Annotated in this window: 24 protein-coding genes and 2 tRNA genes; 16 read left to right on the forward strand and 10 right to left on the reverse strand. The window is 44.0% G+C overall.

All coding sequences use genetic code 11. The annotated features are described in order from the left end of the window. The first annotated feature begins 1 nt into the window (after position 1). Genes QMG91_RS08940 through QMG91_RS08960 form a run of 5 tightly spaced genes read left to right on the forward strand, consistent with a single transcriptional unit; the run spans position 2 to position 4,079 of the window. Complete coding sequence (locus QMG91_RS08940; RefSeq protein WP_281830392.1) at positions 2-700, forward strand: ABC transporter permease; 699 nt, start codon at positions 2-4, stop codon at positions 698-700. An 11-nt stretch (positions 701-711) separates the two neighbouring features. After that, the gene (locus QMG91_RS08945; protein WP_022550676.1) at positions 712-1,416 is read left to right on the forward strand and encodes an energy-coupling factor ABC transporter ATP-binding protein; all 705 of its coding nucleotides are present in this window, start codon (positions 712-714) and stop codon (positions 1,414-1,416) included. Further along, entirely contained in the window at positions 1,394-1,978 is a 585-nt protein-coding gene (gene mobA / locus QMG91_RS08950) for a molybdenum cofactor guanylyltransferase MobA (RefSeq protein ID WP_281830393.1), read from the forward strand. The genes QMG91_RS08945 and mobA overlap by 23 nt, the downstream gene beginning before the upstream one ends. Further along, positions 1,975-3,756 (forward strand): bifunctional molybdopterin-guanine dinucleotide biosynthesis adaptor protein MobB/molybdopterin molybdotransferase MoeA, encoded by a 1,782-nt coding sequence (locus QMG91_RS08955; protein ID WP_281830394.1) that lies wholly within the window; start codon positions 1,975-1,977, stop codon positions 3,754-3,756. The genes mobA and QMG91_RS08955 overlap by 4 nt, the downstream gene beginning before the upstream one ends. Before the next feature lie 59 nt (positions 3,757-3,815). Continuing rightward, positions 3,816-4,079 (forward strand): DUF2960 domain-containing protein, encoded by a 264-nt coding sequence (locus tag QMG91_RS08960; RefSeq protein WP_022550673.1) that lies wholly within the window; start codon positions 3,816-3,818, stop codon positions 4,077-4,079. Between the two features lie 66 nt (positions 4,080-4,145). On the opposite strand, the gene nagK is transcribed toward QMG91_RS08960, so the two are convergent. Together nagK and QMG91_RS08970 are read right to left on the reverse strand one after the other, a co-directional pair. Further along, a complete protein-coding gene (nagK, locus tag QMG91_RS08965; protein WP_004400394.1) occupies positions 4,146-5,054 on the reverse strand; it encodes an N-acetylglucosamine kinase in 909 nt (302 codons plus the stop codon). A 107-nt stretch (positions 5,055-5,161) separates the two neighbouring features. Continuing rightward, positions 5,162-5,920 carry a tRNA-uridine aminocarboxypropyltransferase gene (locus QMG91_RS08970; protein WP_281830395.1) on the reverse strand — a complete coding sequence of 253 codons (759 nt, stop codon included), beginning with the start codon at positions 5,918-5,920 and terminating at the stop codon, positions 5,162-5,164. Between the two features lie 138 nt (positions 5,921-6,058). Here QMG91_RS08970 and QMG91_RS08975 point away from each other — a divergent pair, with 138 nt between their 5' ends. After that, positions 6,059-6,847 (forward strand): sterol desaturase family protein, encoded by a 789-nt coding sequence (locus QMG91_RS08975; protein ID WP_022591125.1) that lies wholly within the window; start codon positions 6,059-6,061, stop codon positions 6,845-6,847. Here QMG91_RS08975 and QMG91_RS08980 read toward each other — a convergent pair. Next, positions 6,844-8,877 (reverse strand): methyl-accepting chemotaxis protein, encoded by a 2,034-nt coding sequence (locus QMG91_RS08980; protein ID WP_281830396.1) that lies wholly within the window; start codon positions 8,875-8,877, stop codon positions 6,844-6,846. The two genes, QMG91_RS08975 and QMG91_RS08980, sit on opposite strands and share 4 nt — an antisense overlap. Positions 8,878-8,984: 107 nt before the next feature. Here QMG91_RS08980 and QMG91_RS08985 point away from each other — a divergent pair, with 107 nt between their 5' ends. Then, complete coding sequence (locus QMG91_RS08985) at positions 8,985-9,473, forward strand: NlpC/P60 family protein (protein ID WP_409351256.1); 489 nt, start codon at positions 8,985-8,987, stop codon at positions 9,471-9,473. A gap of 72 nt (positions 9,474-9,545) precedes the next feature. On the opposite strand, the gene QMG91_RS08990 is transcribed toward QMG91_RS08985, so the two are convergent. From QMG91_RS08990 to QMG91_RS09000, 3 genes are all read right to left on the reverse strand, one after another. Further along, positions 9,546-9,890, reverse strand: a complete 345-nt coding sequence (locus tag QMG91_RS08990) for a DUF3802 family protein (protein WP_004401229.1) — start codon at positions 9,888-9,890, stop codon at positions 9,546-9,548. Positions 9,891-10,064: 174 nt separating this feature from the next. After that, on the reverse strand, positions 10,065-11,021 hold the full coding sequence (locus QMG91_RS08995; RefSeq protein ID WP_281830397.1) for a sensor domain-containing diguanylate cyclase: 957 nt from the start codon (positions 11,019-11,021) through the stop codon (positions 10,065-10,067). Beyond that, positions 11,021-11,983: a response regulator gene (locus QMG91_RS09000; protein WP_281830398.1), complete on the reverse strand. Its 963-nt coding sequence runs from the start codon at positions 11,981-11,983 to the stop codon at positions 11,021-11,023. The genes QMG91_RS08995 and QMG91_RS09000 overlap by 1 nt, the downstream gene beginning before the upstream one ends. 260 nt (positions 11,984-12,243) lie before the next feature. Between QMG91_RS09000 and QMG91_RS09005 the strand changes: the two genes are divergently transcribed. Then, positions 12,244-13,116 (forward strand): fructosamine kinase family protein, encoded by an 873-nt coding sequence (locus QMG91_RS09005; RefSeq protein WP_281830399.1) that lies wholly within the window; start codon positions 12,244-12,246, stop codon positions 13,114-13,116. 313 nt (positions 13,117-13,429) lie between these two features. Next, a complete protein-coding gene (locus tag QMG91_RS09010; RefSeq protein WP_004401225.1) occupies positions 13,430-13,633 on the forward strand; it encodes a CPXCG motif-containing cysteine-rich protein in 204 nt (67 codons plus the stop codon). A 106-nt stretch (positions 13,634-13,739) separates the two neighbouring features. Here QMG91_RS09010 and QMG91_RS09015 read toward each other — a convergent pair whose 3' ends face one another. After that, entirely contained in the window at positions 13,740-14,351 is a 612-nt protein-coding gene (locus tag QMG91_RS09015) for a riboflavin synthase (RefSeq protein WP_022593345.1), read from the reverse strand. A gap of 90 nt (positions 14,352-14,441) precedes the next feature. On the opposite strand from QMG91_RS09015, the gene QMG91_RS09020 reads away from it, so the two are divergent. Further along, a complete protein-coding gene (locus QMG91_RS09020) occupies positions 14,442-15,812 on the forward strand; it encodes an MATE family efflux transporter (RefSeq protein ID WP_004401222.1) in 1,371 nt (456 codons plus the stop codon). Between the two features lie 102 nt (positions 15,813-15,914). After that, entirely contained in the window at positions 15,915-16,922 is a 1,008-nt protein-coding gene (locus QMG91_RS09025) for a DUF3080 domain-containing protein (protein WP_281830400.1), read from the forward strand. A 20-nt stretch (positions 16,923-16,942) separates the two neighbouring features. Here QMG91_RS09025 and QMG91_RS09030 read toward each other — a convergent pair whose 3' ends face one another. Beyond that, positions 16,943-17,785, reverse strand: a complete 843-nt coding sequence (locus tag QMG91_RS09030) for a DNA ligase (protein WP_281830401.1) — start codon at positions 17,783-17,785, stop codon at positions 16,943-16,945. 339 nt (positions 17,786-18,124) lie between these two features. Between QMG91_RS09030 and QMG91_RS09035 the strand changes: the two genes are divergently transcribed. From QMG91_RS09035 to QMG91_RS09045, 3 genes are all read left to right on the forward strand, one after another. After that, positions 18,125-18,201: transfer RNA gene (locus QMG91_RS09035), tRNA-Val, on the forward strand. A 26-nt stretch (positions 18,202-18,227) separates the two neighbouring features. After that, positions 18,228-18,304, forward strand: a tRNA-Val gene (locus tag QMG91_RS09040). Positions 18,305-18,730: 426 nt separating this feature from the next. Next, positions 18,731-19,912 carry an EAL domain-containing response regulator gene (locus QMG91_RS09045; protein WP_281830402.1) on the forward strand — a complete coding sequence of 394 codons (1,182 nt, stop codon included), beginning with the start codon at positions 18,731-18,733 and terminating at the stop codon, positions 19,910-19,912. 622 nt (positions 19,913-20,534) lie between these two features. On the opposite strand, the gene QMG91_RS09050 is transcribed toward QMG91_RS09045, so the two are convergent. Continuing rightward, positions 20,535-20,663, reverse strand: coding sequence for a hypothetical protein (locus tag QMG91_RS09050; RefSeq protein ID WP_262415327.1), 129 nt, complete (start codon positions 20,661-20,663; stop codon positions 20,535-20,537). 43 nt (positions 20,664-20,706) lie between these two features. Between QMG91_RS09050 and QMG91_RS09055 the strand changes: the two genes are divergently transcribed. Together QMG91_RS09055 and QMG91_RS09060 are read left to right on the forward strand one after the other, a co-directional pair. After that, the gene (locus QMG91_RS09055) at positions 20,707-22,791 is read left to right on the forward strand and encodes an EAL domain-containing protein (protein ID WP_281830403.1); all 2,085 of its coding nucleotides are present in this window, start codon (positions 20,707-20,709) and stop codon (positions 22,789-22,791) included. Continuing rightward, the gene (locus QMG91_RS09060; RefSeq protein ID WP_281830404.1) at positions 22,778-23,791 is read left to right on the forward strand and encodes a GGDEF domain-containing protein; all 1,014 of its coding nucleotides are present in this window, start codon (positions 22,778-22,780) and stop codon (positions 23,789-23,791) included. The genes QMG91_RS09055 and QMG91_RS09060 overlap by 14 nt, the downstream gene beginning before the upstream one ends. Before the next feature lie 59 nt (positions 23,792-23,850). Here QMG91_RS09060 and hppD read toward each other — a convergent pair whose 3' ends face one another. Next, positions 23,851-24,924, reverse strand: coding sequence for a 4-hydroxyphenylpyruvate dioxygenase (gene hppD, locus QMG91_RS09065; protein WP_281830405.1), 1,074 nt, complete (start codon positions 24,922-24,924; stop codon positions 23,851-23,853). Positions 24,925-25,022 lie beyond the last annotated feature (98 nt).

Below are 25,022 nucleotides of genomic sequence, written 5' to 3' on the forward strand. Positions count from 1 at the left end.
CGTGAATCTATGGCAAACCACATTAGAAGCATTGCAGTTGCTGGTCAGCTTTGACCCGCAGCTCTGGACGATAGTCACGGTATCGTTCAGCGTTTCTCTGTCTGCGTTAATGCTGGTTATTGTGCCTGCTCTACTTTTTGCTTTCCTCCTTGCTTATTGTGAATTTCCTGGTCGCTGGTTCGTTCTTTCATTGGTGAACACCCTTCAGGCTGTGCCTACTGTTGTCATTGGTCTTTTGCTTTACATGATGCTTTCAAGAGCAGGACCACTTGGCGACTGGCAAATGTTGTTCACTCAAAAAGCCATGATCTTCGGGCAAATGCTGATTTGCTTCCCCATACTGGTTTCCATGATGCACGGTGCCCTTCAGTCCAGTGACAAAAGAGCTGTGGAAACGTCTTTAACACTGGGTGTATCCATTCCACATGTAGCGGTCACTTTATTGTGGGAGAACCGTTTCCCACTGATGGCCGCAACCATCACTGCTTTTTCCCGCATCATTACCGAAGTAGGCTGTTCGATGATGGTGGGTGGAAACATCGTGGGAGTGACTCGAAATATTCCGACGGCGATTGCTATGGAAAGCCAGAAAGGTGCATTTTCTCAGGGGGTTGCTCTGGGCATTGTGCTTCTTTCACTCGCCTTATTACTCAACTTCACCCTTTCCTCGGTTCGGGGGAAAGGCTATTTGCGGACTTAGGAGGCAGAGGGATGACGCTAAAACTGTCTGCACGCAACTTATCGATGCGGTTTAAAGATCGAGTTCTGTTTTACATTCCTGAAATTAAAATAGGACCAAACGAAGCGGTTTACCTGAAAGGTGATAATGGGGTTGGAAAAACTACCCTGCTGAAAATCTTTGCTGGCTTGGTGGAACCAACGGATGGCGAGATTGATTTCCCCTCACCTTCCTGGTTCAAACGTGCCCTTGGTATTCGTACCCGTCGAGACATCATTTACCTGCACCAGTCACCCTATCTATTTGATGGTACGGTGTATCAAAACGTTGCGTATGGCGTAAAATACGGTGGAGAATGCAAGCTGGAGAAGCGTAATCGGGTCATCACGGCGCTAAGAATGGTTGGGTTAGAAACTTTGGCTGAAGAACATGTTTCTTTGCTCTCCGGCGGTGAAAAACAACGAGTCGCCATGGCAAGAGCGTGGATTCTTAACCCGTCTATTCTGTTAATGGATGAACCAAGTGCCAGTCTGGATCAAGAATCGATTGATCGATTGGTGGTAATGTCAAAAGACTTATTAAGCCGTGGCGCGAGTCTGGTGATCACCAGTCATCAAAGTAATGCACTGACTCAGCTCTGCCAAAAACAGTGGTGTATAGAAAACAAATCACTGTCAGAAAAACCATTATTACAACTCATACAAGAGAAGCACTATGCAATTTCCAACGCAAATTAGTTGGGTCATTTTAGCTGGCGGAAAAGCAACACGAATGGGTGGACAGGACAAAGGTCTGGTCACCCTTAACAACATTCCTTTGATTAAGCATGTTCACTCTATTCTGAGTGAACAAACAGACGATATCCTCATTAATGCGAACCGAAACCAATCACAATACGCCCAATACGCGAAGGTGATAAGTGACGATTTCGCAGACTTCCCCGGACCACTTGGTGGTATCCACGCTGGCCTCAAACACGCCAGCCGTGACTGGGTTGGTTTTGTGCCTTGCGACAGCCCGAATATTTCAAACGATCTGGTTTCACGATTTCAATCGGCTATTCAGGACGATTCTGACATTTTAGTCGCGCACGATGGTGGTCATTTACAGCCCGTTTTTACGCTTTTCCATAAACGTGTTCTGCCTAAACTAGAAGCATTCCTTGAGCGAGGCGACAGAAAGATCGTTCTGCTTTATGACGAGTGTGTTACCCACCGAGTGGATTTCAGCGACGTAGCAGAAAGCTTCATTAACCTGAACACACCAGAAGAATTACAAGAGTTTGGCACCCTATTATGAACGTAAAACAAGCGAACAACCTGCCTGTACTGGGCTTTGCTGCTTATAGCGGAACCGGAAAGACCACCCTTCTTGAGTCTCTGCTACCTAAGCTTACCGAAAAAGGTATCCGAATTGGTGTACTGAAACACGCTCACCATAATTTCGATGTCGATAAGCCGGGGAAAGACAGCTACCGCCTGAGAAAGGCTGGCGCAAGCCAGATGTTAATCAGTTCACGTTATCGTCATGCTCTGATGACAGAAACCCCGGATTCAGAAGCCAACTTCGAGTATTTGCTGTCGCGCTTTGACCACAATGAACTGGATCTAATCTTGGTCGAAGGCTGTAAAAACATTGCCTTCCCTAAAATTGAGCTTAACCGAGAAGAAGTTGATAAGCCTTGGCTGCATCCGAGCGATGACAATATCATCGCGATTGCGAGCGACAGAAAAGTCGAATCGCCTCTTCCTCAAATGGACATCAATGATCTGGATGCCATTGCCGATTTTGTCATCCAATTTTCACAAGACAGTTTCGCTACGTCGAAGCCAGCTTCAACCGAAGCCTGTTGCGATACGCTTTCTCCGGCATTTCTTTCGGTAGAACAAGGGAGAGAGGCGATACTCAGCGCTATTACTCCTCTAAGCGATACTAACGAGATATCCTTGAAGAATGCTTATGGGCATGTTTTGGCTTCCGATGTGCATTCTCCGATTAATGTGCCTGCTTACACCAATTCTGCGATGGATGGTTACGCAATCAGAAGTGATGACATAGGGCGAACTGAATTTCAAATCGTTGCTGAAGTCATGGCAGGAAATGCGTTCAAGAGTGATCTTGAAGCCGGGCAAGCGGTAAAAATCATGACGGGTGCACCTACCCCAAGTAACGCTGATACAGTTGTCATGCGAGAACAGGCAATAGAAAATAGTGACATTGTCACATTTGGTAATGCATCCATAAAAGCCGGTCAAAACGTTCGCCAAGCGGGAGAAGACCTTGCAGAGAATCAAACTGTATTTCAGCAAGGCAAGCGCATTGAGTCAGCTGAAATGGGTATGTTAGCTTCCTTGGGTATCGATACTTGCCACACTTTTCGTCGAGTTAGAGTTGCACTTTTCTCAACAGGCGATGAGGTTCAGGCTCCCGGGGAACCGCTCAAAGATAGCTGTATCTATGATTCGAATCGATTCACCCTATTGGGAATGCTTGAGCGACTGGGTTGCGAGGTGATTGATTTAGGTATTTTGGAAGATGATCAGGCGAGTATCACTCAAGCCCTCAAAGACGCGTGCGTTGATGCCGATGTCATTATTACTTCTGGTGGTGTATCGGTTGGGGATGCAGACTTCATCAAAAACGCGCTAGAAGAACTGGGCAACATTGATTTCTGGCGCATCAGTATGAGACCAGGTCGCCCACTGGCTTTTGGAAAGATAGGAAATAAGCCATTCTTCGGGTTGCCCGGCAATCCGGTAGCCGTGATGGTATCTTTCATCAACTTTGTTGAGCCTGCACTTCGTAAACTTCAGGGTGAGACAGGCTGGAACCCATTGAAAGTGAAGGCTATCGCGACTGAGAACTTACGTTCTCGTCAGGGAAGAACGGAATTTAGCCGTGGAATTTACAATGTAAACTCAAATGGGCTGCTGGAAGTTAAAACAACAGGAAAACAAGGTTCAGGCATATTACGTTCCATGAGCGAAGCGAATTGCCTTATCGAAATTTCACCTGAAATCGACACTGTGAAAACGGGTGAAAGCGTCACCATCATTCCACTTCAGGGCAGAATATAATTGGCAACGTTCTGCTGTCTTGGTAGAGTGAGCCCAAATTTTCCAGATGAGTTTAAACAATGGCGCGTACCATTATTTACACATATAAAAAGCAAGAGAAAACCCTACTCTTCTCTTACGAAAAATTTCGTAGCATTCATGAAGCGGTAGCTGATGCTGAAGGCATTGATATTTCAGACTATTTAAAAATGGAACAGCAAGTTGAAGCGGTTTCTGATACCAAAGCCGTACGTGACTTTCGAGACAATCATTTCAAGAAACTGGGTTTTGGAAAGATAACCCTAGCCCAGAAAGAAAACTTGGGTGTTGGGAAGAAGAAATAAAATCCTTGTAAAAAAGAGCCGCGAAATATCGCGGCTCTTTTAGTTTTGGGTTTTAAGACCCTAAAATTATTTGATATTCAGGAATGCAGCACCACGTACTCCACCTGAATCGCCGTATTTGGCTTTCACAATTTTCGGTGCTTTGGCAATTGAAAGAAGGTATTTAGGCACACGTTTCGGCATTTCTTCGTAAATCAGGTCGAAATTCGACAGTCCACCACCTAGTACCACTACATTCGGATCAAACGAGGTAAACAGGTTACCCAGGCAAATTGCCAGAAGCTCCATAAACCTTTCAACGTGCTCTACCGCTTTCTCTTCGCCTTCCGCATGCAATTTGATAAGTTCAACCGCTTTAATTCGTTCGCCATAGTAGTGCTCGTACAGCAGTTCAAAGCCACGACCAGAAAGGTAGCTGTCCAGAGAGCCTTTTTTACCGCTTCCGCAGTCAAACAAAGGAGCGTTATCCCCTAGATGGAACCATGCATCAATAGGTAGACGTGTGTGCCCTATTTCGCCAGCAACGCTGTTGAGACCAGAGTGGGTTTTACCTTCAAAGACAAAACCGCCACCAAAACCTGTACCCAGGATAAGACCCATAACGACCGGCTCATCTTTTAAGTCTTCGTCCATCGCTTCAGACAGTACAAAACAGTTCGCGTCGTTTTCGATTTTTACGCTTCGACCAATTTTAGCTTCCAAGTCACTGCGCAGCGGTCTGCCTTTTGCGGCGGGAACGTTGACAGTCAATACCGTGCCGTCGTCCGCGTTTTCCATACCCGGAATGCCAATGCCGATAGTACCTTGAGTGCCAAATTCAGCGTCGTATTTCGCGACCAAACCCGCGATCGTTTCGACCAGCTTTTCGTAATCGTCACCGGGAGTCGGAACGCGCTCAGTTGCCTGACGCTCCAACTTGTCATTAAACGCCCCAAATTCAATCTTGGTGCCACCGACATCAAAGCCGTAGTACATGTTTCTCTCCTGAATACGTATAAATGGTGTAATTTAACTACCCATGCATTATCCACAAACCGCGCGCACAGTCCGTGATATAGCACCAATTAATGTTGTCAGTAAGTTTAACTGGCGACTCTGTGCTCAATGTTTGCGGTGCATTCGAGGTATTTGGTTAGCATAGGTTTGCTGAGGTCTGGTTTTATTCTTGTTTTGCTGAGTAAGTAGCTTTCTTTGAACACATCAAACCACAAAGACAAGGTTTCAGACGCTTGCTTTTCGTTAAATAACGCCAACACCATACTCGCCACCTCCGCAGTAGCCAGGTGAGTTTCATTATCTGATTTTCTCATCATGTAACTTGAAACGGTTTCTGGACGAATAGACAACACAGGTAATCTGGACAGGTATTCTGATTTTCTGAACATCTTTCTTGCTTCGCGCCAGCTTCCATCAAGAAAGATCAAAAGAGGCGTTTTGTCCGAATGAAAATGGTGAACGGACGGGTCTTCTATATCAATAAGACGCGACTTTTCATCAACATAGTCTTCCGGGAAAACAACGACGGGCTGATATTGGTCGTCTTCAAGCAGTCGAATCAAAGCTTCATCAGGTTCTGTGCGCGTCCATTGAAAGGCGTAAGTTTCTTCAACGGTGTCTGCTATCAGCCGACCCGTATTACTGGGTTTCAGAATCTCGTTATCCGACATGATGATCAAAGCCGCGACTTTGGTGGCAACTTTGGGTTGGTGTTCGCAAATACAATGTAAGGTGGCGACCTGACAGTATTGGCAACGTACAACTTTTGCACCACGGGCATTAAAAGGCTTTGTGGCTTTCGCAAGACGTTGCTGAAAAAGAGAGTGAACTTGATGGATGCGCATGAAAACGGACGAATTGAAATTTTGGGCAATTATATATGCTGCTTGCCTCTTTGTGCAGAGCTCACAGATAAATTAATCAGTATGCGCGTATACTGAAGCAACACGCTAATTAAACAGGCGTATCAAAAGGACGTATAAATGGAAGATCCAGCAATCATTCGATTAAGCTTTTTTATTGGCGGGCTACTGCTGTTTGCCTGTTGGGAGTATTACGCTCCACGTAAAAGCTTAACTCAAAGCAAATGGACTCGCTGGACGAACAACCTGGGGTTGGTGGGGTTGAACAGTATTTGTCTGGCGATCATTATGCCCATCGTTGCCTTTGATAGCGCATTGCAGGCACAACACTTTGGAATTGGCTTGTTTCATTACTTTGCCCTTCCCTGGTGGCTGAATGTTCTGTTGTCCGTTATTTTGCTGGACTTCGCCATCTACGTTCAGCACGTTCTGTTTCACAGGCTTCCGTTTTTGTGGCGCTTGCACAGAATGCATCATGCCGATCAGGATATAGACGTCACCACCGGAAGTCGTTTCCATCCTATCGAAATCATCCTGTCGATGTGGATCAAAATATTGCTTGTATTGGCGCTCGGTGTATCCCCAATTGCGATAGTGGTGTTTGAGATTATTCTTAACGTCAGCGCAATGTTCAATCACAGCAACGGAAAGCTGCCTTTAAAACTGGATAGCTGGTTGCGAACTTGGTTGGTGACACCGGACATGCACAGGGTTCATCACTCTGTGGTCGTCAAAGAAACGCATTCCAATTTTGGCTTCTTTTTATCTATCTGGGATCGATGGTTTGGCACGTATCGCGATCAGCCAGTCAAAGGGCATCACGACGTAGAAATTGGGCTTCCTTTATTCAGAAAGCCCAAAGAGCAACATCTATGGAAGATGCTTACTCAGCCATTTAGACACGATTAAGCGAGTTCGTATTTGTGGAGCATTGCCTGCTGATGTCCGGCAATGTCCGCAACCTGTTCCGCGCTTTCTATCATGGATTCAAGTTGAAATTTGGTGTTTTCACCCAGCTCTGAAATAGACTGAATGTTGTTATTCACGTCTGTCGTCGAGCGCTCCTGCTGCTCAGTCGCGACCGAGATTTGTTCAACACGTTGCTTTATTGCTTCTACTGAAGCTTCAATTTTTGCGAAGGTCTCTTTCACATCTATGCTGGATTGCATTGCCTGGGACATTTCTTTTCGACTATCCGTTACGCTTTGCTTAGCTGTCGCTGCGGCACTGTGAAGTGCTTCCATCATTTCACGGATGTTGGTGGTCTGGCTGCTGGTATCGCTGGCCAGTTTTCTTACTTCATCGGCAACCACTGCAAACCCTCTGCCCTGCTCACCTGCCCGGGCGGCTTCAATGGCGGCGTTCAATGCAAGTAAGTTAGTGTTTTCTGCAATACCGCTTATCAGGTCAACCAGCTCGCTAATCTCACGGACTTTTCCGTCCAGCTCTACCATAGATTCTTCATTGGTGGTCAACGTGTTATCCAGTTTAGCCAGACGACTGGAGTTCTGTTCAATGACTGACGAACCTCGAACTGATTCCGCTGCTGCGTTTCTTGATTCATCGTTCGACTCCGATGCGACTTTGGCAATTTCGCGAATAGCGCTTTGCAACTCACATACAGTAGAAACCATTTCGTTCAGAGAGTGGTTTTGATTTTCCAGACTCGATTTCGTTTCTTCTGCTGCGGAGTGACTAATTTCCGCTGTCTTATACAGGGTTTCACAGTTCTCTGTTACGGTTTTGAGTGAGTCACCCGTCGACTCAACAACTTTATTGAGTTGGGAAGCAACAACGCGCATTTCAGAAGGACCCACTGCAGAGACAGAATGTGCAAACTTGTGCTCGGTCAGCATTTGAAGCGCGCCTGTTATATTGCGAACCCCTTTGTTAATCCAACGCCTTAGCAATACACCGGTGACCGAGATGATGACAACCAAAGCTGCGCCAACCGCGAGTAAAATGACTCGAACCTGATCCATAGTTCGCTCTACTTCGTTCTCACTTTTCGTAATCAGTGTATGAGCGGTAGAGGATATATTGCTCAGCATTTCAATCGTTTCATCGGCGCTGACTGTGGCATCCCGTACTAGCTGTTTTTGCTTCTCTACTTTTTCAAGTTTGGTCAGAATCAACTGTAGAACACCCCCCTCTTGAAAACCTTCTTTTACCATTTCGTAAGGTGCCGTTAAGCTAGCAAATTCGTTGATGTCTGGGTACCACTCAGCAAAATCGTCGTAGGCCAGATTAATTCCAGCTATACGGTTTCGCATTTCTTTGTATTCGCTGGTCGCTTTTTCAATATCTTCTGCCATCATCATGACCAGAAAAGTACTTTCCATCGAACTGGCACTGGCGATAAACCGGTTAGCCGCGTCTGATGCTTCGGGGTTTTCCTGTACCAGGAAAGAAGCAACCCGATTCATTTCAGGTCCAATTGAGCTCAGTCCATAGCGAAAAGACGGAATCATTTCATCGAGTTCAGCTTGCGTTTTAAACACCGCTTTTTGATTTTCCAATACTTGCACAGAACCTTTTCTTAAGGATTCGACAGATTCAATCAGTCGCTCTTTCTGCTGATTGGAAACCACACCGCCAAACGCATCGGATAGCCGGAACAGCGAGTCGATCTTAGACTGCCCCTGTGCCGAGAGCGTATTCAAAACAGTCATCGTATCTTGCAGTTCTGCCTCACTTTCGCTTTGAATACCTTGATTTAAGCGCTTAACCTGAGTCAATATCCCTTGAGTTAACTCTGCATTATTCATTGCAAGGGGAAGTGCCTGATTAGAAAGGTGATTGAATTCCGAGCCTACTGTGTCTATCCCTCGCTGGCTGATCACTGAAAGTGACACTACCATTAGCGTGATAACAGCAAACACGGCAACGATGGCATGGATGAGTGAAAGAGAGAAACGGGTCTTGCTGGTTCTACTCATTAAGCGGTCCTAAAAACTTGTCCACATTGGTCTTGATGTGAAAGAGTCTATGGTGCGCTCGTGACAGCTATATTTCAGTAAAGGAAAAACTAAGAATTAAAACTTATATGAATTTTCAAAGGATTATATCGATAAAAGCCGTATTTGTGACCCTATTACTTGTAGGGTGTTCGCAAAGTGTCCCGTATAGCTCGTCACCGCCTTTTGAGCTAGGCAGTGAAAACCACACAGCTACTCAACAGGCGTTGTCTAAGGTTTATACCCGATGGGAAGGTGTACCCTATCGATTTGGTGGAAATGACCGTTACGGTCTGGATTGCAGTGCATTTACCAAGATTGCGTTTAGCGAGGCATTCTCCAAAACATTGCCACGCACTACCGAACACCAGAGCCAGCTTGGTACTAAAATTCGTTATCGGGACGCACAACCCGGCGATCTCGTGTTTTTTAAAACAGGATTCAAACAACGTCATGTCGGGGTTTACATGGGAAATAACGCGTTTATGCACGCTTCCACCTCGAAAGGCGTCATCATATCGCGCTTAGATAACCCTTATTGGGCGGACGCTTTCTGGCACTTCAGACGAGTCCATTAAGTCGACACGCTAAAGAATAGAAAAAGGCTGGTGATTCACCAGCCTTTTTCATGTTTGAACCGACCATTTGGTTTAGTCGTATTGGGCAACCGCGCTGTCGAACAGGTTTTTAAGTAGCGAGATATACTCGTCTAAGAATGCGATTTGCTCATTTGTCGCTTTCTTGCTCCACGCACCTGCTAACACTTCCCCTAAATCTTCAGCAACGGAGTCTGCTTCTTTCAGCAGTTTAAAACGTACGCTTGAATGCAGTTCGGGGTTCTGTTCGAAAATGGCCATGATATTGGTTGCGATAAGATCGGTGACGACATCTTCGATACTTTCTTCTCCAGTATCGCCGTCGACTTGGGCAAAAATGTCAAGGTTCATTGTCAGGTGCTCAATCAGAGCAAGGTAGCCATCTGTTTCTACAACCACTTTATAATCTCCACCGAGTTTGGTGTTTTATTGTTTCTACCTAAATTTTAAGACATATCTGACCAATTTGATATATCCAAAAGGTCAGTTGCTTAATAAATAACTCATTTTGAGCTGTAAAGTAGAAAGAACGGGCTTTTAAGTTAATACGTAAGCGGGCAAATTTTCGCTTACTCAGTCATGAATTGTAGATTGGTTTCGACCATTTTGTTTTGAGCTGTATAACGCTTTATCTGCACATTCCAACCAAGCTAGATAGGTTTCCATTTCTGGGCGGAACTCACTAATTCCCAGGCTAATAGTAAAGCTTACATCTCCCTGCTCGGTTGAAACAGCGGTTTCTTCGATACGCTGCCTGAGCCTTTCGGAAAAGTAGTGTGCTTGTTCTGAATTGGTATTGGGGAGCAATACGGTGAATTCTTCGCCGCCGTATCGACCGCAACAATCTGCTTGTCTGGCGGTTTTTTTCAGCAGATGTGCCGTTTGACGTATAACACCGTCTCCTGAACTGTGACCATAGGTGTCATTCACCTTTTTAAAATGGTCGATATCAAAGATCACCAGAGACGCTGGCGTATTGAGTGTCTGGCACTGGATAAACTGATCGCTGAGGCACTGTTCCCAATGCGCACGATTGTACAAACCCGTTAAGCCATCTGTTCGGCTCAGGTGGCTGAGTTTTTGGTTTGTTTCTCTAAGGTGGAGTTTCTTTTTAGCAATGTCTGACACATCGTGAATCATTAGACAGACATGAGTCACTTCGCCGGTCAGTGCTCTTAGTGGTGTAATCACCACGTTTTGGTACATCACTGCCAAACCATTTGATACCGGGGAAAAGTTATTAAACTCGAACAGGTAAGGTCTGTCTTCCCAGCTTGAAAAGCCTCTCATTTTTAATTTGATCGAGGCTTCAATTTTGGCTTTTAACCATTCGCTTGGAAGCTGAGGAAACAGATCAAACAGGTTATGTCCCATGATGATGTCTGCAGTAATACCGCTGTACGACTGCATAAAACTGTTCCAGGTGCAGACTTTGTAATTGGTGTCGAGTACCACTAACCCGGCGTCCATGTTATCCATCACCTGTAATGCCCAGTGAAATTCGGATATGTCCAGAGTCAGGTCTGACATTACATCGTCTCCAGTATTCGTTTTATCTTACCGACCGATCGAGAATCGATAAGGAACAGCACTTCACATTCAAAATGAATGGACTCAGCAAAGTAAGTGTATTCGACGGTAAAGAGCTCCCCTACACCGCCGACATTAAGGGAATTGATTTCTTGGTGAAAGTGGTCGATGACCGCTGGCTGGCGGAGCGCAAACTGGGTGCACATCTGTTCCCCAAGGGACACTAAGTAAGAAGCCACCAGCAAGTTGGCAATATTGATAACCACTTCGTTATATGACGACTCTTGAACCTTGTAGCCCAAGCTCTGCCCCATTTCTTCTATTTGGGTGCCTCGCATACAAACCAGAGCTTCGCCGTGAATACCGCCACCTACAAAACGCTGAGCGACGGCTACAGAACCTTCTCGGTGCAAAACGTCTTCAAGCGTCATCGCTAACTCGCCTGGGCTGAGCAGACCGACGTTTGGTATCGGTATGTGAATGAACTCGCCCAAGTGATCGGAGATGATGGCAGCCCCGCGCCCCAATGCGATATTGGTCAGCTCTTTAAACTGAGTAATAGGATCCAGCTTTGGAAGTGGTGTGGATGAAGAAGACTGGCAAAAAGTTAAGCCGATAATGGGAAAAAGCGGTCTGGCGGTTTCCGGATTCAGAGGCTTTTCGATGAATTCGTAAGCCCCAAGTTCTTTACAGCGCTTTTTGGCGGCTTGCTGCACGTCGCCGGAAACGACGATCACTTTAGTCGGGTAATCACTGACGGGCATTGCGGATAGGACTTCGTACCCGTCTAGTACAGGCATAGTGAGATCCAGAAACATAACGTCGATGTTCTGCACTTTGAGTATGTCTAGTGCTTCCTGACCATCCCCAGCGAACAGAATCTTCTGATGCTCGGAATCAGCAATACAACGCGCTACTGACTTACGAGCCAGTGCTGAATCGTCACAAATTAGTACTTTCATAGAAAACGCTTGGGATTACTTTCCTGAATCAACATCACACTATAATGGTTACACTTTACAAAACTATGCTTTAGTTTAGTTTTTGTTTCCAAAATCGGATTTGCTTCACATCTGATCCTGAAAAGAAGATCTCGATCAGATCATTTGATCTTTGTGTTATTTACGAGTCAGTTAGGCATATGTGGCATATTTAACAGTAACCACAAAAAGTATTGGGCTAATATTGGGGTGTAGAATCCAACCGACGGCAGGAATGGGATATGTGGCAATCTATTTCTCAGCAACTCTCTGAAGTATTGGTATTTGAATACAAGATTAAAGAAAAAGTTCGGATTAGCGGCGGTGATATCAGCCAAAGCTATATGATCAGTGATGGCGAACAGCGGTATTTCGTCAAAACGAATGATCGTTCCTTTCTGTCGCGTTTCGAGCTTGAAGCCGAGGGGTTACAGTCTCTCACCCAAACTGATTCGCTGTTTTTGCCCGAGGTGGTTCACGTTGGGCATTGTAAGGGTCATGCCTTTCTGATCCTCAATTACATACCCTGCAAACCTTTGGAAAGCGCAAAGGCCAGCTATCGCTTCGGGCTTCAGTTAGCAAAACATCATAACTGGGGTGACCAGAAAGAATTTGGTTTCGATAGCGACAACTATATAGGAGCCACACTCCAGCCGAATTCCTGGCACAAAAACTGGGCGCGCTTTTTTTCAGAGCAGCGTATTGGTTGGCAGCTTCAACTAATGAAAGAAAAAGGCGTGGAATTTGGCAATTCAGACCTGATTGTTTCGGCGGTCTATGACCGACTTTCGCACCACCACCCTCGCCCTTCACTCTTACATGGTGATTTGTGGAGCGGCAACGTTGCGAATACCCCAGTTGGTCCTATGGTGTACGATCCGGCACCGTATTGGGGAGACGCTGAGTGTGATATAGCAATGACAGAGCTCTTTGGCGGGTTCATGACCGACTTCTATCAAGGCTATGAAAGTTTGAGACCGCTTTCTGAAAGCTACGCATCTCGGCGAGACGTCTACAATCTTTATCACATTCTGAATCACTGTAATTTGTTTGGTGGTCACTATCTGGATGACGCGCAAACTATCGTAGATAGCTTACTGTCTGAAATTTCGTAGCCACATTAGCTCAAATTATTGGATGGATTAAATCCATCCAATTACATAATTAATATTTCAAAATATTACGTATCTGATTTTATATAAATAAGGCAATAATCGGTCTATTTCTGCGCTGACTTCACATCTTTCATTTCTTTTTTCATTGGCTCAGATGCATTTTTCTGACCGTCAACACGTGATCTAAGTCGTTTTTCTCTGAAATTTTGCACTTATTCATGTTTCATACTTAATTCAATTCGAATAGTAAGACGAAGAGCTAGTATGAATAAGAATTCAACAGGGGATTCTAATTGATGTAAGGACCGATGTTATGAAAGCTTACACAGAAAAGAGCGTAAAGTGCCCTCACTGCGGATATACAATACGTATTACCTTGGATTCATCAAATGGCAGCCAGGAATTTTACGATGACTGCCCTGCTTGTTGCCATGCGATTCACTTGAATATGCTGGTGGACGAACAGCATGACAAGGTACAGCTATTCATAGACGCTGATGACGAACAAATATTCTGAATTGAGCCTTGAATTTGCCTTTTCCATAGTCAATAACATTGATATAAAAATAAAGAGCACCTTACTAAAGGTGCTCTTCTTTTATCCATATAATCAGTTAGTTAGTTTAAACGTTGCGATTTTTTAACACACGTTCCACCGTATCAACAATTGCTTGTGTTTGTGGGTCAAACTCTATATTGACAGGCTCACCGATTTTGCGATTTCCGAACAGAGTCCTTGTTAATGTTTCTGGAATCAGATGAACACAGAATTGGTTATCTTCAACGGAACCTATCGTCAGTGAACAACCGTCTATCCCGATGTAACCTTTTTCCAAAACATATCGCATATGGTCGTTTTCAAGTTCAAACCAGATAGTTTTATTGTTCTCACTTTCTTCAATTTTCGAAATGGTAGCCGTAGTGGAAATGTGACCAGACATTGAATGCCCGCCGATTTCGTCGCCAAACTTCGCAGCTCGTTCAACGTTAACGTAGTCACCAACATCGCAGCCGCCCAAATTGGTTAACTTAAGTGTTGCCTGCATGAGATCGAAGGAAATACGATTCCCATCGATATGTGTAACTGTTAAACAGCAACCATTGTGCGCAACCGATGCGCCAATTTTAAGGTCTGAACCTAGCTCTCCTTCAAGCTCTAGAACGTGAGTTTGAAATTCCTGTTTTCTCTCTATCGATACAATCTTCGCTGTACCCTGCACAATTCCGGTAAACATTCTTGTCCTATCAATATATGTATCAAAGTTATTGGTATCTTACGATCAAAGCAGTATCATTCGCCACTCTAAGCTATGTTGGAGTTTTGTGTGCACCGCTATAAAAAAGAAGCTTCTCAATTAGTTAAGCTCGCTACCCCAGTACTCATTGCGTCTGTTGCTCAGACGGGAATGGGATTTGTCGACACCGTTATGGCAGGTGGTGTTAGCCCTACCGATATGGCAGCGGTTGCTATCGCTACCAGTGTTTGGCTGCCCTCTATTCTGTTTGGCATCGGCTTACTTATGGCATTAGTGCCCGTTGTCGCCCAGCTTAACGGTTCTAACCGTCAGGTAAAAATTCCTTTTGAAATTCATCAGGGCATCTTTATGTCCCTGCTACTTACTGTGCCTATCGTAGGTGTCCTTTTCCAGACACAGTTGATCCTGGACTGGATGGATGTAGAACACCTTATGGCAGAAAAAGCCAACGGTTACATGTTCGCTGTGATGTGGGCTGTCCCTGCTTTCTTACTGTTTCAGACTTTACGAAGCCTGACAGATGGTATGTCCCTGACCAAGCCCGCGATGGTTATTGGCTTTGTGGGATTGCTTCTCAACATTCCGCTTAACTGGATTTTTGTGTACGGAAAGCTTGGCGCTCCTGCCCTTGGTGGTGTGGGCTGTGGCGTCGCAACGACCATCGTCTACTGGATTATGTTCCTGATGATGTTGTTTTACGTCGCGAAAGCCAAAAAGTTACAACACATTAAGTTGTTTGATGAGTTTCATGCGCCTCAATGGAAAGCACAAACACGACTATTTAAGCTCGGCGTACCTGTCGCAGCCGCGCTATTTTTTGAAGTAACGTTGTTTGCGGTTGTCGCGTTACTCATTGCGCCTTTAGGACCTGCGATCGTTGCTTCCCATCAGGTGGCGATCAACTTCTCGTCCCTTGTATTCATGCTTCCAATGAGTATCGGCGCAGCAGTAAGTATTCGTGTCGGTCATAAATTGGGGGAAAACAGTACCGAAGGTGCAAGAATCTCTTCGCATGTCGGCATTTTTGTTGGTCTGGCAACGGCGTGCATCACTGCTTTGCTTACCGTGCTATTCCGCGAACAGATTGCCTTATTGTACACAGACAACAAGGAAGTGGTAGTCACCGCAAGTACTTTGTTAGTGTTTGCCGCGATTTATCAATGTACCGACTCTATTCAGGTGATTGCAGCTGGTGCGTTACGTGGATACAAAGACATGAAAGCCATCTTTAACCGTACTTTTATAGCGTATTGGGTATTAGGCTTGCCTGTTGGTTACGTGCTAGGCATGACGGACTGGGTAGTCGCCCCAATGGGTGCGACTGGCTTCTGGATTGGCTTCATAGTGGGTTTGTCTTCCGCAGCCTTTATGCTTGGTATGAGGCTTCACTGGATGCACAAGCAGCCAGACGACACTCAGCTCGAATTCTCCGCGCGATAATTCAGCGTAAACGTTCGGATTTTTGTTATAGCCCGGTTTTCCGGGCTTTATTCTATTTGGTTGATACATTTCAGTCTCGGTGGCGTAGAATTAGAAAAAACAATGGAATGTAATGCGTTGCTACGAATCACTTTTTTCGCCTCTATCTTCTTTCTGACAGGATGCTCTGATCCTGTCACCAACATGTATCAAGACTATCTGGAACGAGTCGCACGTGTCCAGGATGCCCCTGAGTTGGACGCCCCAGAAGAGCGATTTACTTCATTGCCAAATAAGAAAGTGCTTCAATTGACCATTCCTCGCCTGTCACTTGGTCTGCTTGAATCGTATGAATTGCGTAATTGTGGTTTGTTTGAGTTGATTGCAGAGCGCAACTCATCTCTTGGAAAGGTTCAGGATGAGTTTCGTCAGCTGGATTACGAAACTCAATTTGTTTCCAAAGCCAGTGAATGCCTTTCACACCCAGAAATTTCTGAAGAAGTGAAAGCCAAACTTACTAAGGCATACCAACAGAAAGTCAGGCAGTACCCTCTTCATTTCCAACATGTGTTTACTCAGAGTAGTGCCTGGCGGGCTCAACTGACCGGGAAAGACTGGTTGTCTGAGGATTTGATGTCTTCGGTAACAGAAGTAAAGCTCGCTTTGGATCCGTTCATCAAGATATCTCAGTCCATTAGGGGGAGTGACACATCTGCATCAGATGGTGTTACACCGTCACAAGAGACCATTGAAACAATTCCTGTAATTGGGAATCTTAAATACAGTCTGGATAACAGTACGCTTTGGCTCGAAACCCTGACAAGTCAGCTTAAAAAATACGACGGTAACATCCGATGTGGGGCAAACATCAACAGTACTCAGTTCAAATATCTTCGAAACGTTTTCCAGTCTCAATATATCGAGCAAGTGCAGCCTTATCTGGCACAGTTGGATTCCGCATACGTGAAAATTGGCGAGGACATTAACTTCTTATTAGAGGAAATAACCGAGCAGCATGGAACGTTTTTTAACATTGAACAGAGCCACAGAGAGTTTAAAATTGCGACTCTTGAACACGTTAAATACTGGCAAAACCTATTCGCCCGGTGTGGTGTAAAGCCCGGGCGTTAGAATCATCATAAACTCAGAGCTTACTCTATTCTTTCCCTTACAAATCTCGCGAATCTGGGCTTTCCTGTCGACGTTTTACCATTAAAGCGATAAGTGATTCGAGCTCCCACTGGTAATGGGTCTTTCCTCATCGAATCTTTTAACCCACTGCCAATATAAAATTCCTTACCGTCAGCACATCTTACAAAGTAAGAACCAAGCATTCCGTGGTACTTACCCTCACCCGGTTTGTATCCGATGATTGTGGCTTCTGCATCCTGATACTTTTTAAGTTTGAGTAGGTCATCAGAACGACCTGGTCGATATCTTTGGTTCACTTTACGCAGCATCACACCCTCGCCATAATTACCGTCAATGGTGTCGAGCATGTGCATTAGCTGAGAATGATTACCAGCAGGCAGGTGTTCGACATAGCGAACATGATGTTGGTTGATCACCTGAACCCAGTTTTGAATGTCGTAATAGCGTTTGGCGTAATCACCAGCAGAATGTGGAAGGTCAAAAACCATGAACTGAATGTCCTGCCACGCACGGTCAGATGGCGTTTTGTCCATCACAGTTTGTTGAACAACGTGAAACTTGCCTCGACCAGCCCAAAGTTCACCTTCCATCATGACGGGAGGCAGGTTTTCAATAAACCAAACAGGAGCATGAATCTTTGTACCCTTGCGGCTGTACAGTGTTTCACCATCCCAAACCACGCGTATTCCGTCGAGTTTCTCCGAAACCCAGTATTCATCAAGATTGACTTCGGATTTGTATTCGTTCGCCAGGAGCAGTGAGTGCTCGGTAGGTCGTTCTGCAATTGCTGATGTTCCGCTCAGCGCAGCGATAATCACGCACGCTAAAATCCTTTTCTTCATTCCTTTCCCTAGTCCTTTGGGTACGACATTAGATTGAATAATGTTGTTTATATTTATCGGAATCCGAATCCTCGAGCGAATTATCAGTTGATCAAATGCGATCTATTCTCACCTATTTACTTAACTCTTTGAAATGATTACAACACGATCTGACGGTTGTCACTTTTTCAATTTATCTGGTTAAAAGCTTCAAACATCCATCCTTTAGAAACTCAGAGACTAATTTGGTCGAATTTATAACCAAGGTGATCACAAAGACGCCAACCAGTTCAAAAACCTCAAATTTCCACTTGCACCCCTCGCCCGCAGTGGTTAATATCCTCCTCGTTCCAAGGGAATGCGTCCGTAGCTCAGTTGGTTAGAGCACCACCTTGACATGGTGGGGGTCGGTGATTCGAGTTCACTCGGACGCACCATTCCTTTTACTTGGAGCACAAAATTTGGGTCCGTAGCTCAGTTGGTTAGAGTACTACCTTGACATGGTAGGGGTCGGCGATTCGAGTTCGCCCGGACCCACCAAATTTAAACAAAGCCCGCTTATTCAGCGGGCTTTGTTGTTTCTGTCATACCTCTCCTCGCCTTCCTAATCCGTTCATTTTTCATATACATTTCCCCTTACTTTATACGGAATTCACACCCGTTTAAATGCAACAAAACTGTCACATAAAACTTATCAGATCAAATATCAAGAAAGACTCCGCAATTATTTGGCTTTTGATGCTTTACCCACAATTAGAGTGGTTAGTTTCTTTGTTAAATACCAAATATGATTTTAATCAAATAACATCTAAGCAAATAGAAACACTATTAAATAGTTAATTGAGGGGAATTTAGATTAGAAATATTTGCTTACAAATATAACGTGAGATATACCATTAAATAAAAGAACAACGGACTGTAAATAATACATATAAATATACAAGCCATTAATGTGGAGATATTGAAATGGCAAAGGGAATGAGAATTCTTATTATTGACGACTCTAAAAGCTCCCTATATTTAATACAGAGCATGCTACATGAAATTGGATATAAAAATGTGACAACGTCAACCTCCCCTTCTTTTGCTTTTAAGATGGTTTCAGACGATCCTACAAGATTTTCAGTCGTTTTGACCGACCTAAACATGCCAAATTACGATGGAATGCAAGTCATTAAAATGTTGGGGAAAATTGGTTATAGAGGAGGTGTTGCCATAATCTCCGATGCGGACCACAAGGTCATCAACTTAGCTGTTGAGATAGCAAGAAGACACCGGGTGTTTCTGCTTGGAAGCATACGAAAGCCAGCGTTGTCAGAAGAGTTAAAACGACTTTTAGAAAGAGTTTCCCTGCGAGAAGAAAAGGAATTCGCAAACCAGGCGTGCATTCCCAGAAACGATTTGATATCAGCTATCAGTAACCGTCAGATTCGAGCTTTTTATCAACCAAAAATCAATATATCGGATAGCGGTATTTCTGGCTACGAGGTCCTGGCCAGAGTAGAGCATAAAAAGTCGCGCATCTTGCTACCCTGGCAGTTTATCCCCTCTGCAATGAAATACGGGCTCATCAACGAGCTATTTTATGAATTGATGAACACAGCCCTAAGCGAGGTTCAGGCGAAAGATAAGCAAATTAATCTAAGCTTTAATCTTAGCCCGCTCCAACTCGAAGAAACCCGGCTGCACATAAAGCTAGCGGAAATTGTGAGTAGCTATGATATTGACCCAAAGGAAATCACATTCGAAATAACTGAAGAACATGCTTTGTCGAGCTTGGTACAACTAGAGACACTGAATCGCTTAAGAATTCGAGGCTTTCGGGTTTCCTTAGATGATTTCGGAACTGGATTTACGAACTTCAAACAGCTCAAGAAGTTGCCTTTTTCAGAAGTAAAAATTGATCGCTCTCTTATAAAGGATATTCATCGAGATACTTTTTCACAAACTGTGGTGAATAGTTTATATGAACTCGCTCAGTGCCAAAAAATTTCTCTTGTCGCAGAAGGTGTTGAAAAATCCGATGAATTTGAGTTTTTGAAAGGCCACTACCAGAAGATTTTAATTCAAGGATATTTGATCAGTAAACCGAAACCTTTAGATAAATTACTCTGTTGGAAGAAAAGTTGGGAATCTATTCGAAGCTAAATTCGATTTTATATTTATAGTGATGCATATAACTTACTAATTGTAATATTTTGTTTCGTAATCAAGTTGGTTTTATTAAAGGAATAAAAAACACAATGATTATATATCCTAAGCAAGGTCACAAAAACTTTATAGGTTTTATATTTAATTTGAGAAGCGGAAATATTCCCATACTTACTCATGATGACATGTTAGTTCTACTTCATGACCGTTCCCTTCTGAGAAGTAAAGTCTGTGGAGGTGATAAGAAAAACCGATACCTTATCGACCAGATTGACCCGTTCAGAGGGCAAGCTTATTTGCTTTTCTCAAGACCTTTTGAAGAGTGGCATGAGTTTATTGCAAATTATTTTATCAATGAGAATCTAAGCCGGACCACCGCAACAGTTTAGTGCCTTCGCTTGCGCACTCGCTACCAGGTTAAGCTGTCCTGGTAGCCCCTTTCCAGGTTCCTAACCAAATCCACGGTTTTGTATAACAAGGTTTCCCAACTTAATAACAGTTATATCTATAATTCTTCGCCAGTTGGTTCTGATGGAAATGTTGCAATGCCCACCTTGTTGGTTTCTTTGTTATTTACTTTTTGCACCTTGACTGTTTTCTCACAATTTAATTTGGAGAATCAGCTACTTGCAAAAGACAAGATAAGCTTTTCAAGCACAAGTTCTATTGCCATACCCAGCTTTTCAGATGGCTGGAATAAGAACGGACATTGTACTCCCAGGCTTATGGAAAGCTGTTGGTTTTCCATAGAAATTTCCGAGCAAGAAAGACAACATTATTCGCTGTACCTGGTGAATCGAACTCTCAGTAACGGTCAACTTTTCTTTTTCGAAGATCAACGACTCTTGCTGACAGAAGACTTCAAAGGCTTTCGAGCCATTCAACTGGATAAGCCCTTTTCATATGATCGTATTTACCTGAAAACGCCCAACGAACAATATGCCCTGTTTAACCCAATTTTAGTCAATAACGCACATCTACTTGGTCAACTCATCACGAGAGACATTTTTGTTGTTGCCCTGATGACAGTCTTTGCCGTTTTATCTGTCTTTTACGCACGATTTAAATGGCATGAAAGTAAAATATCTTCAGTGTCATGCATTGTCTATATGGCAGCACTTACCCTCTTTTATCTATACGGCTACGGCTTTTTGCCTTTGAGTCACGTTACAGAGAAAGGGATTCAAAATGTAGAATGGTTAAGTAACGATTTTTGGTATTCCTGCTACATCGTCTCTGTTTTTGCATTCTTTCTGACGGTGTATTGCAAGGAAAACAGCAGGCTTAACCCGACTCACATCGTCATTATGGTCGGATTCATTGCTGCTCAAGTTGTCGCGTTGAATGTACTTAAAGCGAGTGAACCGAATTTAATCATCAACATGGCAGGTGGTGCGTTGGTGTTCTATCACCTAATCACCCACAAAGATACGCGATATAAGCCTTTTATTATCAACATGTATGCGGCATGTTTTGCGGTGTCGGTGCTGATAGCCATTGCCACTTACCGCAATAGCGAAGTAACCAAGTATCTTTTCCTGTTGCAGGCGATGTTTTATCTGTTCCACGTATTAATCATCACGCTTTGTATCTATGAGCTGGCGGATATGCGAGTGGTTAATTTCAATGACTACGGACTTATCCTTCGCAAATCCAACAAAGATCCACTTACCGGTTTGCCAGATGTTGAAATATTGAAAGACAAAGCAGTCTTTGATGAGAAGCAGTTCCTCTATTTCATTACCATCAAAAACATTGACTCAATCAACCGACAACTGGGTCGTGCCAGCGGTAATCACATATTAATCAAGCTCTCTAGGGAGCTTAAGAATGTTGCAAGAGTGAATAAGGGGCAACTCTACAGGGTTAAGTCTTCTAGCTTTTTACTGATTACATCTCAAACCTCGTCCAGCCGCATAATCGACTTGGTTAAGAGCAACCTGACATATTCAACGGACATTAAAGTTGATATTTGCTTTGGTCGCTACGAGACCCAACCGTCTGATTCTTGTCAGACAAGCATGTTCAAAGCTCAGTTGTGTTGCTTAAATGCTGTCGAGCAAGATGCCATGTTTAAAGACTGGAATGACAACGATCACTTCATGCTTTACTCACTTCCAGAAAGAAAACAAGAAGCAAAGTCTCTCATTCTTTCCAATGCTTTGCGGCTGTATTCGCAACGAATATTTCCTCTTTCTGAAAAAGCCAATACAAACAAGTTTGAAGTACTTTGCCGCTTACACTACGAAGGTCAGAATCAACAGGTGATTCCAGCTGGTCAAGTTTTGAAAGTGGTGACACTGCATGGTCTTGAGCTACTACTTGATAAAACCATTTTGTCTAAAGCGGCTTCTTATCTGACTCAACATGAATGTTTGGAGCTCGCCGTTAACGTCACACCTAAATCTTTGCTCGACCCCGAGCTCGTCAGGTTTCTAAAAACATTGCCCCACTCTGTCCGTTCCCGTTTGTGTCTGGAACTGACAGAACAGGATTTTTACGCCATGGACACGAGTTTTTCTTCTATCCTGCAAGAACTCCGAAAATCCCAGTTGAAGATTGCTCTTGATGACTTTGGCTCGGGTTTTTCCAGCTACGCCACTCTCTCTAATGACGTGTTCGATTTTATTAAGATTGATGGTTCTCTGGTTCAGCACGTTGAGCACTCAAAATTCCAACAAAAAATGATTGAGTCGATTGTAGAACTTGCAGAAATCAACGGTGCAAAGGTGGTTGCAGAGTTTATTGAAAATAAACTTCAATGCGAAATACTAGAAAAGCTTGGGGTTCACTACGGTCAGGGATACGCCGTACATAAACCTCAGGAAATAAGCGCAGTACTGAATGAGCTGGAGGCAAGTCGTGAAGCAAGCTAACGATCTTGATAACCTGAGAGAGCGTGTGTTTCTGAAGCTTTCCATCTTTCTGGGACTTGTTGCCATTCCATTAGCTGCGCTGAATTACTATCTTGGTGATATGGCATTGGCGCTTATTCAACTGACATACACGTTTACAGCGATTGTTACCTGGAGAATATTTGATCGTTTTCAGACCAAGAGATCACTAATTCGCACACACATTTTGATTCTTTGTGCGGTGATTTTACTCTCCATCATAACCAAGCCTATAAACGAAGGTGTATTTCAGTGGTCCATCTGTTTGCCTGCGATATTTTTCTTCCTTTTGGACAAGAACGAAGGTGTAACCTATTCGCTGCTGTATCTGGTCATCAAAATCATTGCACTCATGTTTATCTGGGAACCTGAGATACAGATATCCGTGGTTAACTTTGTTCTTTCCTACCTGCTGACAGCATCGGTATGCTTCACGTACGAAAGCAAACGCACCAGTTATCAAAAAGACTGGAAAAAGCTGGCACACTTCGATTTTCTGACAGGAGCACTAAACCGACGTGCTCTGGATTGCCACCTTAGCGAGATTCAGAAAAATGAGGTTGATGTACCTGCCGTAGTGAGCTTTGACATAGATAACTTCAAGCAAATCAATGACAGACATGGTCATGATGGTGGCGATCAAGTATTGATCGAGCTGACCAAACGACTACAGAAATTTTGTGGAGAGCAATACGTCTATCGCGTCGGGGGAGAAGAATTTGTCGTGGCACTATCAAGAGAGTTACTTGCGTATTCTGGATCAGTAAAGAGCGCCGCTGAGTCAATTTTAAGGTGTGTCTCGATTCATCCTGTCAGCCACAATGAGAAAAGTATTTTTGTCACTGTAAGTGGCGGTTTAGTTACAAGAGACAACTTCGATACCGGAATGTGGTCGGTGTTGGATGAAAATCTTTATATGGCAAAAAAGCACGGTAAGAGCCGGATCTACAAAGACAAAAAGCTGCTGGCTTTGTTTGAGTAGTATAAATTCGAAAAGCTGCGTTAAGCAGCTTTCCTATTTCTGAGTTATTGTGTTTTTAGCTACACGTTTTGCAGTACACCGCGTCTGATCTGGTCTTCTTCAATGGATTCAAACAGAGCTTTGAAGTTACCCTCACCAAACCCTTCATTTCCTTTACGTTGAATGATTTCGAAAAACACCGGTCCGATGACCGTCTGAGTGAAGATTTGCAGTAAAATTCCGTCTTTCATTGGCGCGCCGTCGATCAGGATTTGTAAGTCGCGCAAATGGTTAACGTCTTCTCCATGCCCCTCGACACGTTCGTTTACTTTTTCATAGTAAGTATCTGGAGTTGGCATAAAGTCCATTCCACGATCGCGAAGTGTCTGAACGGTTTTGTAAATATCGTCTGTCGTTAGGGCTATATGCTGAATCCCTTCTCCGTTGTATTCCTTCAGGAACTCTTCAATTTGGGATTTATCATCTGATGATTCATTAATCGGGATACGAATCTTGCCACATGGCGCTGTCATTGCCCGGCTGACCAAACCTGTAAGTTTGCCCTCGATATCGAAATAGCGGATTTCGCGGAAATTACCGATTCGCTCATAGAATCCAGACCACACATCCATGTTGCCCTGACGCACGTTATGAGTAAGATGATCAATCACATTCAAACCAACGTCTTTGTTAGCAAGCCTTTGTGCTGCATCTTCATAGAAGGTGAAGTCTACATCGTAGATCTCGCTTGTGCCGTATCGGTCGACAAAATAGAGCAAACTTTCTCCAATGCCATAAATCGCCGGAATGCTGAGCTCCATCGGTCCAATTTGGGTTACGTACTGCTTGCCGCCATTCTCAAGTGCATGAGCCAGAGCCTGTGCTGAATCCTCGACTCTAAAGGCCATGCCGCAAACTGAAGGTCCATGTTCGGCTGCGAACTTTTCAGCCTGACTATGAGGCTGAGCATTGACGATGAAGTTAATGTCGCCTTGGCGATACAACCAGGCTTCTTTTGAACGGTGTTTTGCCACTTCTGCAAAACCTAAAGACGAGAAGAGATCTTTTAAATCCTGAATCCCTTTGTTATCTGCGGCTGTGTATTCAACAAACTCAAATCCATCTGTACCTAGCGGGTTGTATGAAATATCCATAGCCCTATCCTCCTTTGTATGTTCACGTTTAAATACAACATGGATGATTTTTTATCGGGTGGAAATAGATGTTAATGAAATGATAAAATTGGTAAAAA

It is taken from the genome of Vibrio nigripulchritudo, assembly GCF_027924785.1.
In the GTDB taxonomy this organism is placed as follows: Bacteria; Pseudomonadota; Gammaproteobacteria; order Enterobacterales; family Vibrionaceae; genus Vibrio; species Vibrio nigripulchritudo.

Bases quoted from the DNA above. Each gene is read 5' to 3' on its own strand.
- QMG91_RS08980 (WP_281830396.1), bottom strand. From the start codon at position 8,877: ATGAGTAGAACCAGCAAGACCCGTTTCTCTCTTTCACTCATCCATGCC.
- QMG91_RS08960 (WP_022550673.1), top strand. From the start codon at position 3,816: ATGGCGCGTACCATTATTTACACATATAAAAAGCAAGAGAAAACCCTA.
- QMG91_RS08945 (WP_022550676.1), top strand. From the start codon at position 712: ATGACGCTAAAACTGTCTGCACGCAACTTATCGATGCGGTTTAAAGAT.
- mobA (WP_281830393.1), top strand. From the start codon at position 1,394: ATGCAATTTCCAACGCAAATTAGTTGGGTCATTTTAGCTGGCGGAAAA.
- QMG91_RS08995 (WP_281830397.1), bottom strand. From the start codon at position 11,021: ATGTCAGACCTGACTCTGGACATATCCGAATTTCACTGGGCATTACAG.
- QMG91_RS09005 (WP_281830399.1), top strand. From the start codon at position 12,244: ATGTGGCAATCTATTTCTCAGCAACTCTCTGAAGTATTGGTATTTGAA.
- QMG91_RS09025 (WP_281830400.1), top strand. From the start codon at position 15,915: ATGGAATGTAATGCGTTGCTACGAATCACTTTTTTCGCCTCTATCTTC.
- QMG91_RS08975 (WP_022591125.1), top strand. From the start codon at position 6,059: ATGGAAGATCCAGCAATCATTCGATTAAGCTTTTTTATTGGCGGGCTA.
- QMG91_RS08955 (WP_281830394.1), top strand. From the start codon at position 1,975: ATGAACGTAAAACAAGCGAACAACCTGCCTGTACTGGGCTTTGCTGCT.
- QMG91_RS09015 (WP_022593345.1), bottom strand. From the start codon at position 14,351: ATGTTTACCGGAATTGTGCAGGGTACAGCGAAGATTGTATCGATAGAG.
- hppD (WP_281830405.1), bottom strand. From the start codon at position 24,924: ATGGATATTTCATACAACCCGCTAGGTACAGATGGATTTGAGTTTGTT.
- QMG91_RS08970 (WP_281830395.1), bottom strand. From the start codon at position 5,920: ATGCGCATCCATCAAGTTCACTCTCTTTTTCAGCAACGTCTTGCGAAA.
- QMG91_RS09030 (WP_281830401.1), bottom strand. From the start codon at position 17,785: ATGAAGAAAAGGATTTTAGCGTGCGTGATTATCGCTGCGCTGAGCGGA.
- QMG91_RS09010 (WP_004401225.1), top strand. From the start codon at position 13,430: ATGAAAGCTTACACAGAAAAGAGCGTAAAGTGCCCTCACTGCGGATAT.
- QMG91_RS09000 (WP_281830398.1), bottom strand. From the start codon at position 11,983: ATGAAAGTACTAATTTGTGACGATTCAGCACTGGCTCGTAAGTCAGTA.
- QMG91_RS09045 (WP_281830402.1), top strand. From the start codon at position 18,731: ATGGCAAAGGGAATGAGAATTCTTATTATTGACGACTCTAAAAGCTCC.
- QMG91_RS09050 (WP_262415327.1), bottom strand. From the start codon at position 20,663: ATGGAAAACCAACAGCTTTCCATAAGCCTGGGAGTACAATGTCCGTTC.
- QMG91_RS08985 (WP_409351256.1), top strand. From the start codon at position 8,985: ATGAATTTTCAAAGGATTATATCGATAAAAGCCGTATTTGTGACCCTA.
- nagK (WP_004400394.1), bottom strand. From the start codon at position 5,054: ATGTACTACGGCTTTGATGTCGGTGGCACCAAGATTGAATTTGGGGCG.